The organism is Caballeronia telluris (assembly GCF_001544495.1).
Taxonomy (GTDB): Bacteria; Pseudomonadota; Gammaproteobacteria; order Burkholderiales; family Burkholderiaceae; genus Caballeronia; species Caballeronia telluris.
In genome coordinates this window covers 1-12,987 of sequence record NZ_FCNZ02000014.1, presented here as the reverse complement: position 1 = coordinate 12,987, position 12,987 = coordinate 1, and the positions used below count along the sequence as shown (strand labels likewise).

Here is a 12,987-nt window from a genome sequence, read left to right as displayed (position 1 = left end):
GTGAGATGAAGTGTAATCAAGCCCGCCCGGCGAAAACTTGCGAAATAAATCGTCGATGAATACGATTGCGCAAGTTGCTGCTGCATTTCAAAGAACAGGAGACAGAAAATGGCCGATGCCGAACTCGATGCGATCGATCGAAGAATTCTCGCGATTCTTCAGGAGAACGGGCGGCTGTCGAATCAGGAGATCGCGGAGCGCGTGAATCTGTCGCCGAGTCCGTGCCTGCGCCGCATCCGGCGGCTGGAGGAAAGCGGCGTCATTCGCGGATACGTGGCGTTGCTCGATCCGCAAAAGCTCGGGCTCGGGCTGCTGGCGTATGTGAACGTGCGGCTGGAGAAGCGCGGCGGGACGGCGGGAACGCGCTCGCCGAATCCCGCGACCCACGCCGATCTGTTTCGCGAGGCCGTGCGCGCATGGCCGGAAGTCGTCGCCTGCGACGCGATGACGGGCGACATGGACTATCTGCTGCGCGTTCAGGTGGAAGACATGGCGCACTTTTCGCGCTTCGTGCAGGACCAGTTGCTGCACCATCCATCGGTGATCGACGTCAAGACGAGCTTTTCGCTCGAGCGCATCAAGGAAACGACCGCGCTGCCGCTGCGCTGACGGCGTCGCCGATGATGTCGGCGCGGCACAAAAGAAGAAGGGCGGTCATGGCCGCCCTTTGTATGGTCCCGCTCGCAACGCCAACCCCGCGTTTTCTTTACGCAGCGCCCGCCGTCGGCATGAACACATTGAACATTTGCGACGCGCGGCGCGCCTGGCGCTTGATCGCGTAGTCGAACGCGGCGGCCTGCTCTTGCAGCATTTCCGCGATCAGGCTCGACTGATCGGCGGGCGTGAGCGACAGATAAGCATCCGCTTCGCCATACGCGTACTCGATCTTCATGCCCGATTTCTTGGCGATGTGCATCATCGTGGCGTTGCGCGACAGGCAGTGCATGTAGAGCATCGATACCTGCGTGTTGCGGCTGCGGATGGCGGCGCGCTCGAACATCTTCGTGCCGATGCCGCGGCCGCGCGCGCTTTCCAGCACGGAGACGCCGAATTCGGCGGTGCGCTTGTCGCCTTCAGCCGGCAGATATGCCAGATGGCCGACGCCGATCAGTTGCAGTTCGTTGTCGAAGACGCCGAATACCGTGTCGCGCGCGAAATCGATATTGCGCACGTAGTTGTCGATGACGTGGTCCGGCACGATCTGGCCGAAGCGCAGCAGGCGGTCGTCTTCGTCGAGCGCGAGAAAGTGGGTGAGCAGACGCTCGCGGTCGCCCGAAGACAGCTCGCGAACGAGAACCGGCCGTCGACCGGCGTCCGGCAGCGTGCGCTCGGCTGCGACGGTGGGTGCGGTAACGCGGTTAATAGTTATGTTCACGATGGGTTCTCCTTGATTCGTCATGCGACGTGCTGCATCGCAAAACGAATTTTACCCGATTAGTGAAATACGGATACGGGAAAACCCTTAAAACGCCCCTGAGGCGGTGTTCTAAAAAATCGTTTACAAATAAAATAATGTATAAAAATCAACGATGTAGTGATTGTGTCTCAAAACAACATTCACTGTTCGCGAATCGGTGCTGTCGCGCAGCAATCATTGATCGCCGTTGAGCCCATGCTCGATCACGTCGACGACCTGCTCCGCGAACTCGCGATAGCCCAGTGTCCCGCCCGGCTTGAGCCACGTGAACGTCCAGTTGATCATGCCGAACACCATCATCGTGAGCGCGGTCTGATTTTCCTTCGTCGCGCGCTTCGGATACGCGCGCGCCAGTTGTCTGGCGAACGCGGCCACGATATCGCGCTGCCGGTCGAGCACTATCGTGCGCTGGACGTCTTCGAGATACTTCACGTCGTTGAGCAGCGCGACGTGCCGGCTGTGCGACGTCTCGTACTCCGCGAGAAACGCGCGGACCAGTTCCGCGAACGCTTCCCGCTCGGTAAGACCACGTCGCTGGCTCGCGCCTTCCACCTCCGCGATGATCAGCATCAGCCGCTTGGTGTAGCGGTCGAGCAGATCGAAGAGGATCGCTTCCTTGCTCTCGTAATAGTGGTACAGACGCGCCTTCGACGTGCCGCTCGCCGCGGCGAGGTCGGCCATCGAGGTGCTCGGATAGCTCGTCTTGGCGAATTTGGCGGCGGCGAGTTCGAGAATCTGTTCGCGTTGGGTGTCGTGATCGGGCGCTCTTGTGCGGGCCATTGAGAAGTCGAATACGGTTTTAGTCGGAGTTGCCGGCGCTCTGCCGGAGGTCTGCGTTGACGATGTCGCCGGGTTCGCCGCGAAGTTTAAGCCGTCCCGCCATCGCCAGCTCGCGGCAGCGCCAGAAGGCGATCGAATCGCTGACCATGAAGCCGAACTCCGCGCTCATCACCTGTCCGGCGATGCGGCGCGCCGGCTGCCAGTCGGGCGTGACGAGCTCGAGAATCGCCTGGTCGATCTCGGCGTAGGTGCCCGCGACGAACGTGTTGTCCTGCCAGCGCCGCGTTTGCGCGTTCACGTGCTTCGCCTCCTGCCATTCGAGCGCGAGCCGTCCGATGCGCAGCACCGAGATCGGCGCGGCGCTCGGCAATTTCGCGAGCATTTCCTCGGCCGAGAACATGCCGACGGCCGTCGCGCCGTCGCTGCGGCCGCGACGCCGCTCCTGGCCGTCGGCGTCAGTCACGAAAGGGAGATCGCGGTCGGAGAGTTTGGCTTCGTTCAGCCGCTGCGGCGCATTGCGCAGATGATAGGCGACGCGTCTGAGCGTCAGCTGATCCGACGCGCTCTGGCCGTGCCAGACGACGATTTGCGCGTCGTTGCGCACGAGGCCTTGCAACTGCGTTTCCTGCTGCTCGAACTCGGCGTCGAAGTCGATGCCGTCGCCCGCGAGCACGTGACGCCAGAACGTGGCCCGCGTGTCGGGCGCGTCGTCGACGTTGCGGATCGGGCCGACCGCGAGATCGTCCTTCAACGCGACGACGGGTTCGTCGCGGCCCGCGAGCTTCAGCGCTTCGCGAAGGGTGTCGGCGGCGTGGTCGCCGTTGGTGACGTGGATGATGCTCATCGTTGTGTGTCCGCTGACGAAAGCTGGCTGCAAAACAAAAGGACCGCACGAAGCGGCCCTAGTGTAAGCCAGGCTCCATGACGATCAACGTTCGTCGTAGCTCACGACGATGCGATCCGAAACCGGATGGCACTGGCACGTCAGCACGTAGCCATCGTCGATTTCCTGCTGTTCCAGCGTGAAATTCTTTTCCATCGTCACCTCGCCTTCGAGCACTTTCGCTCGACAGGTGCAGCACACGCCGCCCTTGCACGCGTAAGGCAGCGCGAGACCCGCCTTCAGGCCGACATCGAGCACGCTCAGGCCGACGTAAGGCAGACGCAGCTTGCGCTTTTTCCCGTCGATGATCAGTTCGAGGTCGGCGGCCGGCGTGTCCTCGGTCATCTCGATGGGCGGCACGCCCGCCTGCGGCAGCGGCGTGCCGAAGCGCTCGACGTGCACTTGTTTCGGCGGCACGCCCGCGTCTTTCAGGGCGGCTTCGGCCGCGTCCATCATCGGGCCGGGGCCGCAGATGAACGCTTCGTCGATGTCGGCGGCGGGTGCGAGCGTCTGCAAAAACGCCGCGCATTTGTCCTGATCCAGAACGCCGTTGAACAACTCGACGTCCTGCAAATCGTCCGACAGCACGTGATACAGCGAAAACCGGCTCATGAAGCGGTTCTTCAGGTCTTCGAGTTCCTCGGCGAACATGATCGCGTCGACGCTGCGGTTGCCGTAGACCAGCGTGAAGCGGCTCGTCGGCTCCGATTCGAGCGTCGTCTTGACGATCGCGAGCACCGGCGTGATGCCCGAGCCGCCCGAGAACGCGACGTAATGCTTCGCGTGATCCGCGTTCAGGTGCGTGAAGAAGCGGCCGTCGGGCGTCATCACGTCGATTTCGTGACCGGGCTGCAGCGTGTCGAACGCGAAGTTCGAGAAGCGCCCGCCGCGCACGCGCTTGATGCCGATGCGCAGTTCGCCGTCGCGGTCGTAGTCGGTCACGCCGACGCAGATCGAATACGAGCGGCGCGTCTCTTCGCCGTCGATGTGCGTCTTCAGCGTGACGAACTGGCCTTGGGTGAAACGGTACGCGTCGCGCAGTTCGGGCGGAACGTCGAACGAAACGGTGACGGCATCGGCGGTTTCGGGCCGTACTTCGCGGATACGCAGCGGATGGAATTGCGGAGTCGCCATGATGTCGGGTCAGTAGGGTTTGAAATAGTCGAACGGCTCGCGGCAGTCGATGCAGCGGTACAGCGCCTTGCACGCGGTCGAGCCGAATTGCGCGAGGCGCTCGGTGTGCTTCGAGCCGCAGCGCGGGCAGGCGGGCGTCTCGACGACGGCGGCGCGCGGGACGAAGCGGATCGTCTTTTCCTTCGGCGCCGCGCTGCCGCAGTTGCCCGTCGGCGGCGCGATGCCGTAGCGGCGCAGCTTTTCGCGTGCGTCGTCGGTCATCCAGTCCGTGGTCCAGGCGGGCGCGAGCACGGTTTCGATCCGGTGCGCGCCGAGACCGGCCTGCGATAGCGCGTCCTCGATGTCTTCGGCGATCTGCGACATCGCCGGGCAGCCGGAATAAGTCGGCGTGATCACCACTTCGATGACGTCGTCCGCCCCGCGACGCACGTCGCGCAAGATGCCGAGTTCGCGGATCGATACCACCGGAATTTCCGGGTCGGGCACGTTTTCCAGCACTTCCCAGGCGCGTTCGAGGATAGCGTCGGCGGTCGTCATCATGGCGTTACCAGCCCGCGCCGGGGTGCTGACGCGCGAGGCTCTGCATCTCGGCGAGCAGATAGCCCATGTGCTCGGAATGCTCGCCGTGCTTGCCGGTGCTCACGTGCTTCACGTCGGCCGGCGCGGCGAGCGTCGCCTGTTCGAGCGTCGCGGCGACGTCTTCTCGCCAAGCGGTTTCGATATCGGTCGGAAGCGGGCCGATGCCCGCCGCGGCGATCGCCGTTTCCACGTCGTCGACGCTGAAGAACTCCCGCGTGTACGGCATCAGGTAGTCGAGCGCCGCCTGTGCGCGCCGATGCGATTCCTCGGTGCCGTCGCCGAAGCGGATCAGCCAGTCGCCCGCATGATGCAGGTGATAGCGCGTTTCCTTCAGCGATTTCGCGGCGATCGCGGCAAGATGTTCGTCCGTCGACGATTCGAGCGCCGTCCACACATGGCTCATCAGCGCGGAATACAGGAAGTTGCGCACGATCGTCACCGCGTAGTCGCGCTCGGTGCACGCGGTGCCCGCGAGCGGCCCGAAGTGCGGCAACTCGGCGATCGTGTAGTTCGCGAATTCACGCTCGGTGCGGAAGTAGGCGTAGTCGTCTTCGGTCTTCTTCTTGCCGTTGAGCGCTTCGTCGAGCGTCGCCGCGTGCGAATAGAGCAAGCGCGCCTGACCGATCAGATCGAGGCTGATGTTCGCGAGCGCAATGTCTTCTTCCAGCGCCGGGCCGTGACTGCACCACTCGGCGTTGCGCTGCCCGAGGATCAGCGCGTTGTCGGCGAGACGCAGCACGTAGGCGAGATGTTGGGGCGTCGTCATGTCTCTAGCGCCTTACATGTGGTTGATTTCGTCGGGCAGCACGAAGAAGGTCGGGTGACGGTAGATTTTGTCGCCGGCGGGCTCGAAGAGTTCGGCCTTGTCGGCGGGATCGGACGCCGTGATCGCCGCCGAGGGCACCACCCAGATGCTCACGCCTTCCTGACGGCGCGTGTAGACGTCGCGCGCCATGCGCAGCGCGGCGGGTGCGTCGGGCGCGTGCAGGCTGCCGCAATGCTTGTGATCGAGACCTTGCTTGCTGCGCACGAATACTTCCCAGATCGGCCATTCCTTGTTCATGTTTGTCTCCTCGTTCAAGCAGCTTGTTGATGGGCGCGGGCGGCTTGTTTTTCCGCATGCGCGAGCGCGGCTTCGCGGACCCAGGCGCCGTCGTCGTGCGCCTTCACGCGAGTGGCGAGCCGCTCCTTGTTGCACGGGCCGTCGCCGTTCACGACGCGCCAGAATTCTTCCCAGTCGATCGCGCCGTAGTCGTGCGCCTTGCGTTCCTCGTTCCACTTCAGATCGGGATCGGGCAGCGTGACGCCGAGAATCTTCGCCTGCTCGACGGTCGCATCGACGAATTTCTGGCGCAGGTCGTCGTTCGAAATGCGCTTGATGCCCCACTGGAACGACTGGCCGCTGTGGATCGAATCCTTGTCGCTCGGGCCGAACATCATCAGCACCGGCCACCACCAGCGGTCGACCGCCTGCTGGACCATCTCTTTTTGCGCCTCTGTGCCCTTCATCATCGCGAGCAGGGCGTCGAAGCCTTGCCGCTGATGGAACGATTCTTCCTTGCAGATGCGGACCATCGCGCGGGCGTACGGGCCGTAGGTGCAGCGGCAGAGCGGAATCTGGTTCATGATCGCGGCGCCGTCGACCAGCCAGCCGATCACGCCGACATCCGCCCACGTGGGCGTCGTGTAATTGAAGATGCTCGAATATTTGGCCTTGCCGGCGTGCAGCGCTGCGACGAGTTGATCGCGCGAGACGCCCATCGTTTCGGCGGCGCTATATAGATAGAGGCCGTGACCGCCTTCGTCCTGCACTTTCGCGAGCAGGATCGCCTTGCGCTTCAGGCTCGGCGCGCGGCTGATCCAGTTGCCTTCGGGCTGCATGCCGATGATTTCCGAATGCGCGTGCTGCGAAATCTGGCGGATCAGGGTCTTGCGGTAAGCCTCGGGCATCCAGTCCTGCGGCTCGATCTTGCCGTCGGCCTGCATCACGGCGTCGAAGCGTTGCTGCTCGGGAGAGGCGCTCGTATCGGCTTGCGCGCCGATCGGCTGGACGTTGCCGGGAATATCGAGGGATTGGGTGTACATGACGATCTCGCTCAAGGTAAGTCGCTGTGCGGCGATTATAAACCGACCGGCCGGTCGGTTTATAACTTTTTTTGAGATAAACGGGAGGATTTTTGTCTCGGGCGGGGAAGGGAATCGGCAAAGCTCAGGGACACCGTGCCAGCGACAAAAAAAGGGCCGCTTCTGTCGAAGCGGCCCTTTTTTCAATTGAGAGGAGCGGGTGTTACCTAAGTCCCCGCAAGCTCGATCAACCGGCGACTCGCCCGCCTGAGGCCTCGAAATCCTCCGCATCGACGTCGTAACCCGACGGCTCCCAGCGAATCGCGAGGAGCGCGATCAGTCCGGCGAGCGGCGCGGCCGCGATGATCCAGAACACCTTGGTCCCGAGCGCCGCCGACAACACCGGAAACAGGAACAGCGACACGGTCGAACTGGAGCGCATCAGCGTCTGGTTGAAGCCGACGCCGACGCCGCGCAGCGAAGTCGGATAACTGAGCGACGCGAACGTCATGCTGTGCGAGCCGGGCCCGAAGCCCTGTCCGAGCAGGAACAGCGCGAGGAACGCGATCGCCATGACGACTTCCGCGCCGTTCGCCGGACGCCCCACGATTGCCAGTCCGACGAGCGCGGCCAGCTGGAACGCGTAGCCGCCGACCGTCAGCTTCCACGCGCCGATCTTCGGCACGGTGCGCACCGCGATCAGCCCGCCGACGAACGCGAAGCACAGGTTGAGCGCGAGCGATGCGAGGATGGTGGTGAGCATCGACTGCTTGAGGAAGCTCGAAATGATGACCGGCAAACCGAACGCCACCGCGTTGTACGCGAACGAGGACGCGATGGCGATGATCGTCGCGAGCACGGTGCGTCGCAGATAGACCCCGCGCAGGAGCGCGCCGTAGTTGCTCCAGGAAGCCTTGCGCGGCGTGCGCGTCGCGGCTGCGGTCGCGGGCGACGCATCGACGCGCGTGTCGATGCCATATGAGCGTTTGAGAATCGCGGCGGCGCCGGCGAGATCGCCCTGATTGGCGGCCCACACCGGCGACTCGCTGATATACCGGCTGCGAATCGCGATGATCACGATCGCCGGCACCGCGCCGAAGCCGAGAATCAGGCGCCAGAGCCAGCCGGAGTGGCTTTCGGGCAGCACCGCGTACAGCCCGAGCACGAGCAGATACGACACGCTGATTGCCGCGTACCACGTCGGGCACCACATCGCGATGCTGGCCGCCTTGTTGCCGCGCCCCTTCAGCCGCGAGAACTCGGCGAGAAAGGCCATCGCCACCGGCAGGTCGATGCCGACGCCCAGCCCCATCACGAAGCGCGAGCCGCCGAGCACCCAGGCGTTCGGCGCGAGCGCGCAGGCGATCGCCGCGATGACAAAAAAGAACATGTCGGCCATGAACACGCGATATCGGCCGATTTTGTCGGTGAGATAGCCGCCGATCAGCGCACCGATGATCGCGCCGAACGTGATCGCCGATGCGACGAAGCCCGTCCCGGTCGGCGTGAGCGAGAACTCGCGGGCGATGTCCTTGACGCCGAACGCGAGCGCGCCGAGGTCGTAGGCGTCGAGGAAGACGCCGCCGAGGGCGATCGCGATGACGACGCGTGCGTCGCTGCCGACCGCCGCGCCACGGTTGACGAGATCGGAGACGTCGGCGGCGCTGCGGATGACGGGCCGCGCATCGGTGGTGGCGGCGGCCGGCGCGTGGGCGCGGTCGGGGGCGATGGAAGCTGACATGAATGAACCGTAAAAAAGTTTGACAAGGCAACGATCGCGCGATGCTACGTGCTCGCGCGCGCCCGGCCAAATTCATTTTTGTTATTTGATGACTTACGGCCGGAGCGGGCCCGCGCGCGACGGAATGCGACAATGTCGGCGTTTCCAACCGCAGCCGAGAGCATGTCCGCACCCGAACCGAAACAGATTTCCCGCGTGGCCGTTATCGGCGGCGGGCCGGCCGGCCTGATGGCGGCCGAGGCGCTCGCGGCGGGCGGCGTGCAGGTCGATGTCTACGACGCGATGCCGTCGGTCGGCCGCAAGTTCCTGATGGCGGGCAAGGGCGGCATGAACCTCACGCATTCGGAAGCCGCCGCGCCGTTCCTCGCCCGTTACGGCGCGCGCAGCGAACAGATTGCGCCGCTCCTGCGCCGTTTCGATGCCGGCGCGCTGCGGCAATGGGTGCACGAACTCGGCATCGAAACGTTCGTCGGCAGTTCAGGACGCGTCTTTCCGACCGACATGAAAGCAGCGCCGATGCTGCGCGCGTGGCTGCATCGGCTGCGCGGGGCGGGCGTGCGGTTCCATATGCGGCATCGGTGGACGGGATGGACGTCGTCCGCGCTGGTGTTCGCCGCGCCCGAGGGCGAAGTGCACGTGCAGGCCGACGCGGTCGTTCTGGCGCTCGGCGGCGCGAGCTGGCCGCGGCTCGGCTCGGACGCCGCCTGGGTGCCGTTTCTCGAAGCGCGCGGGGCGCGCGTGCAGCCGTTCGAACCGTCGAACTGCGGCTTCGACGTCGACTGGAGCGAACATTTCTGCAGCCGCTTCGCGGGCGAACCGCTGAAATCGGTGGCGATTGGCATCGAGCGGGAAAAGGGCGCGATCGACTGGCGTGCCGGCGAGTGCCTGATCACGGCGATGGGCATCGAAGGGAGTCTCGTCTACGCGCTGTCGGCGCCGATTCGCGACCGGCTGAAGCAGAACCCGGGCGAAGGCGCGACGATCCTGCTCGATCTCGCGCCGGGCATGACGCCCGAGCGCGTGCTCGCCGAAGTGGCGCATCCGCGCGGCGCGCGCTCGATGTCGAGTCATCTGCAAAGCCGGCTGCACATTGCCGGCGTGAAGGCGGGATTGCTGCGCGAGTGCGTCGGCAAGGAGGAATTCGCCGATCCGCCGACGCTCGCGCGGCGCATCAAGGCGCTGCCGCTCGCGGTGCGGCGGCCGCGGCCGATCGCCGAGGCGATCAGCAGCGCGGGCGGCGTCGCGTTCGAATCGCTCGACGCGCATTTGATGCTCGCCACTTCGCCGGGCGTGTTCTGCGCCGGCGAAATGCTCGACTGGGAAGCGCCGACCGGCGGTTATCTGCTGACGGCGTGTCTCGCGAGCGGACTCGTCGCGGGTGAGGGCGCGCTCGCTTATCTGAAGTCTTCGAACGCGGCGCGCCCCTGAATCAAGCCGCCACGAGCCGCCACAGCGACGTCGTTTCCTTCGAGCGCGCCGAGAAAAGCGGATCCGTTTTGTCGGCGGCGCGCGGGTGCTGCGGCTTCACGTCGAGCCGCCCGTCGACCTTCAGGCCGGCCGCGTCGATCCATTCCTGCAGTTGCGCGCGCGTGCGCAGGCCGAGATGTTCCGCGAAATCGGACAGGATCAGCCAGCCTTCGCCGCCGGGCGTCAGATGCGCGGCGAGGCCGTCGAGAAAGCCGCGCAGCATGCGGCTTTCCGGATCGTAGATCGCGTGCTCGATCGCCGAACTCGGCCGCGCGGGCAGCCACGGCGGATTGCACACGATGAGCGGCGCGCGGCCATCCGGAAAGAGATCGGCTTCGATCACATCGACCTGATTGCCGAGCCCGAGCCGCTCGACGTTTTCACGCGCGCAGGCGAGCGCGCGCGGGTCCATGTCGGTCGCGACCACGCGTTCGACGCCGCGCTGCGCGAGGAGCGCCGCGAGGACGCCGGTGCCGGTGCCGATATCGAACGCGAGCGACTTCGACGGCAGCGGCTGGTCGGCGACCAGCTTGATGTACTCGCCGCGCACCGGAGAAAACACGCCGTAATAAGGATGAATCCGCGCGCCGAGCGCCGGGATCTCGACGCCCTTCTTGCGCCACTCGTGCGCGCCGACGAGTCCGAGCACTTCCCGCAGCGACACCACCGACGGCCCGTCGGACTGCCCGTAGGCCTCCGCGCAGGCATCGCGCACGTCGGGCGCGCGGCGCAGCGGAATCGCGTATTGCTCGTCGAGCGGCAGCACCAGCATCGCCAGCGTGCGCGCGCGCTGCGACTGCGCGAGCCGATGCAGATTGAAGCGGTCGACGGGAGAAGGCTCGGGCGCTTCGGCCGCCTTGCGTTTTTTCGGCTTGTTTTCGATCCGGCGCGCCATCGCCTGCAATAACTGGCGCGCGTTCTGGAAGTCGCCGCGCCAGAGGATCGCCGTCCCTTCGCACGCGAGGCGATAGGCGGAATCGGCGGTCATCTGGTCGTCGCCGATGACGACGCGCTTCGGCGGCGCGTTCCCGCTCTCCGAGCGCCAGCGCGCCGAGTGGCTCACGCCGTCTTCCTCCCAGTTGAGCGATGGGTGAGCGGCGGCGGTGGCGGGAGTTGCGGAATTCTTCGATTGCATGCGGATGTCGATTCGAGGTTGGGCCGGTCGGCCGTGTGACTATATTCTGAGGCTTTTCCGGCGAGCCGCCGGAAATCTGGCGAAAAGCAGCGCTTCGGCGATCTTCGGCGCGGTGCGTCGATCAGGCACAATCGCTCTATTTTCTGCCTCCGAACGACCGAATGAAGCTTCGAATTCTTGCTGCAAGCGCGGGCATGCTGGTCGCGCAGTTTCTTGCCGGATCGGCTGCATTCGCGCAGACCGCCGCCGAACCGCCGTCCAGCGGCCATTGGGTGAGCGCCTGGGCGACCGCGCTGCAGGCGATTCCGCAGCAGGCGGACTTGCCTCCGCTGTACCGCGCGCCGGAAATCGGCGGGCGGACCGTGCGGCAACTGATCTATCCGCAACTCGACGGCAAACGCGCGCGGCTGCGTCTGAGCAATGTCTACGGCACGGCGCCGCTGGTAATCGAGTCGGTGCACATCGCGCGGGCGGTCGGCGCAGGTAGCGCGGCGACGCGTCCGGGAACCGATCGCGCCGTGCTGTTCGGCGGACGTCCGAATGTGACGATCGCACCGGGCGGCCAGATCGACAGTGATCCGGTCGCGTTCGACGTGTCGGCCAAACAGCCGCTTGCGGTCAGCATCCATGCGGCAAAGGAGCAGCGGCTTGCCGCATGGCATCGCGTGGCGAGCCAGGTTAACTACGTCTCGACGCCCGGCGACCATTCGGCCGACACCTCACCCGACGCTTTTCGCACCCGCTTCACGCAATACGCGTGGCTGACGAGTGTCGCCGTCGACGATGCGTCGGCAGAGAGCGTTGTCGCAATCGGCGATTCGATCACGGACGGCATGCGATCGACGCTCAATGCGAACCGGCGTTGGCCCGACGCGCTGGCGCGTCGGCTCGCGGCAAAGGGCGAGTCGGGGACGACGGTCGTCAACGCGGGGATCAGCGGCAATCGGCTCCTCAGCAATTCGCCGTGCTATGGCGAAGCGGTGATCGGCCGCTTCGAGCGCGACGCGCTGCGGCAGCCCGGCGTGCGCGCGATCATCGTGCTGATCGGCATCAACGACATCAATTTCGCCGCGATGCCCGCGCACGCTGGCCTCGACTGCGACAATCCGCATACCCAGGTGACGGCGGATTCGCTGCTGCGCGGTTATCAGCGGCTGATCGCGCAGGCGCATCAACGCGGTATCAAGATATATGGGGCCACGTTGACGCCGGCGTCGCTGCCGCCCGAGCGGGAAAAGATCCGGCTGGCGGTGAACGAATCGATCCGCGCAAGCCGGGCCTTCGACGGCGTGATCGATTTCGACCGGGCCTTGCGCGATCCGGCGCGACCGGACGTGCTGCAGCGTCGCTACGACAGCGGCGACCACATTCACCCGAGCGACGCCGGATATTCGGCGATGGCGGAGGCGGTTCCAATTGAAGCGATGGCGTCCGCGCAGACTCATTGAGCGGCGGACAAAAATTATTTTTCGTCATTCTCTTGTCATCGGCGTCGGGTTGGCCTAATATTCGCCTCCTCGTTTCAAAACGAGGCCGCCAAGGGAACGGGCGGTTCCAGAAGTCGGCAAATTTGGAAGCGAAAGCGGAAAAAGATGTTGACGGAGGGAAAAAGATTCTTCATAATCTCGTTTCTCTGCTGCTGATGCAGCGACGCAAAACGGAAGGGGTGGCGGCGGTAGTTTAAGCGGCTAAACTTCGAAGGCGACTGAGGGTTGGGGCGCCGGTTCTTGCGAATGTTCTTTAAAAACTAACAGCCGATAAGTGTGGGCGCTTGATGGCGACGCGCC

14 protein-coding genes are annotated in these 12,987 nt (G+C 64.8%); 4 read left to right on the top strand and 10 right to left on the bottom strand.

The window, feature by feature from the left end; translation table 11 throughout:
- Positions 1-108: 108 nt before the first annotated feature.
- A complete protein-coding gene (locus AWB66_RS18625; RefSeq protein WP_087631662.1) occupies positions 109-609 on the top strand; it encodes an Lrp/AsnC family transcriptional regulator in 501 nt (166 codons plus the stop codon).
- 97 nt (positions 610-706) lie between these two features.
- Here the strand turns inward: AWB66_RS18625 and AWB66_RS18620 are convergent, their stop codons facing one another.
- The 9 genes from AWB66_RS18620 to AWB66_RS18580 all read right to left on the bottom strand — a co-directional run bounded on the left by AWB66_RS18620 (position 707) and on the right by AWB66_RS18580 (position 8,598).
- Positions 707-1,399, bottom strand: coding sequence for a GNAT family N-acetyltransferase (locus AWB66_RS18620; RefSeq protein WP_087631661.1), 693 nt, complete (start codon positions 1,397-1,399; stop codon positions 707-709).
- Positions 1,400-1,591: 192 nt separating this feature from the next.
- Positions 1,592-2,197 (bottom strand): TetR/AcrR family transcriptional regulator, encoded by a 606-nt coding sequence (locus AWB66_RS18615; RefSeq protein ID WP_087631660.1) that lies wholly within the window; start codon positions 2,195-2,197, stop codon positions 1,592-1,594.
- 19 nt (positions 2,198-2,216) lie between these two features.
- Positions 2,217-3,041 carry a DUF1835 domain-containing protein gene (locus AWB66_RS18610; RefSeq protein WP_087631659.1) on the bottom strand — a complete coding sequence of 275 codons (825 nt, stop codon included), beginning with the start codon at positions 3,039-3,041 and terminating at the stop codon, positions 2,217-2,219.
- An 84-nt stretch (positions 3,042-3,125) separates the two neighbouring features.
- Entirely contained in the window at positions 3,126-4,214 is a 1,089-nt protein-coding gene (paaE, locus tag AWB66_RS18605; protein WP_087631658.1) for a 1,2-phenylacetyl-CoA epoxidase subunit PaaE, read from the bottom strand.
- Between the two features lie 9 nt (positions 4,215-4,223).
- Positions 4,224-4,754: a 1,2-phenylacetyl-CoA epoxidase subunit PaaD gene (paaD, locus tag AWB66_RS18600; RefSeq protein WP_407642294.1), complete on the bottom strand. Its 531-nt coding sequence runs from the start codon at positions 4,752-4,754 to the stop codon at positions 4,224-4,226.
- Positions 4,755-4,758: 4 nt separating this feature from the next.
- The gene (gene paaC / locus AWB66_RS18595; protein WP_087631657.1) at positions 4,759-5,559 is read right to left on the bottom strand and encodes a 1,2-phenylacetyl-CoA epoxidase subunit PaaC; all 801 of its coding nucleotides are present in this window, start codon (positions 5,557-5,559) and stop codon (positions 4,759-4,761) included.
- A gap of 12 nt (positions 5,560-5,571) precedes the next feature.
- Entirely contained in the window at positions 5,572-5,856 is a 285-nt protein-coding gene (gene paaB / locus AWB66_RS18590) for a 1,2-phenylacetyl-CoA epoxidase subunit PaaB (protein WP_062644177.1), read from the bottom strand.
- 14 nt (positions 5,857-5,870) lie between these two features.
- Positions 5,871-6,878, bottom strand: coding sequence for a 1,2-phenylacetyl-CoA epoxidase subunit PaaA (paaA, locus tag AWB66_RS18585; protein ID WP_087631656.1), 1,008 nt, complete (start codon positions 6,876-6,878; stop codon positions 5,871-5,873).
- 226 nt (positions 6,879-7,104) lie between these two features.
- Positions 7,105-8,598, bottom strand: a complete 1,494-nt coding sequence (locus AWB66_RS18580) for an MFS transporter (protein WP_087631655.1) — start codon at positions 8,596-8,598, stop codon at positions 7,105-7,107.
- A 162-nt stretch (positions 8,599-8,760) separates the two neighbouring features.
- Here AWB66_RS18580 and AWB66_RS18575 point away from each other — a divergent pair, with 162 nt between their 5' ends.
- The gene (locus AWB66_RS18575; protein ID WP_087631820.1) at positions 8,761-10,026 is read left to right on the top strand and encodes a TIGR03862 family flavoprotein; all 1,266 of its coding nucleotides are present in this window, start codon (positions 8,761-8,763) and stop codon (positions 10,024-10,026) included.
- A 1-nt stretch (position 10,027) separates the two neighbouring features.
- On the opposite strand, the gene AWB66_RS18570 is transcribed toward AWB66_RS18575, so the two are convergent.
- Positions 10,028-11,200 carry a methyltransferase gene (locus AWB66_RS18570; protein WP_087631654.1) on the bottom strand — a complete coding sequence of 391 codons (1,173 nt, stop codon included), beginning with the start codon at positions 11,198-11,200 and terminating at the stop codon, positions 10,028-10,030.
- A 161-nt stretch (positions 11,201-11,361) separates the two neighbouring features.
- Between AWB66_RS18570 and AWB66_RS18565 the strand changes: the two genes are divergently transcribed.
- Positions 11,362-12,648, top strand: a complete 1,287-nt coding sequence (locus AWB66_RS18565) for an SGNH/GDSL hydrolase family protein (protein ID WP_087631653.1) — start codon at positions 11,362-11,364, stop codon at positions 12,646-12,648.
- Positions 12,645-12,884: a hypothetical protein gene (locus tag AWB66_RS32990; RefSeq protein WP_125469747.1), complete on the top strand. Its 240-nt coding sequence runs from the start codon at positions 12,645-12,647 to the stop codon at positions 12,882-12,884. The genes AWB66_RS18565 and AWB66_RS32990 overlap by 4 nt, the downstream gene beginning before the upstream one ends.
- The last annotated feature ends 103 nt before the right edge of the window (positions 12,885-12,987 follow it).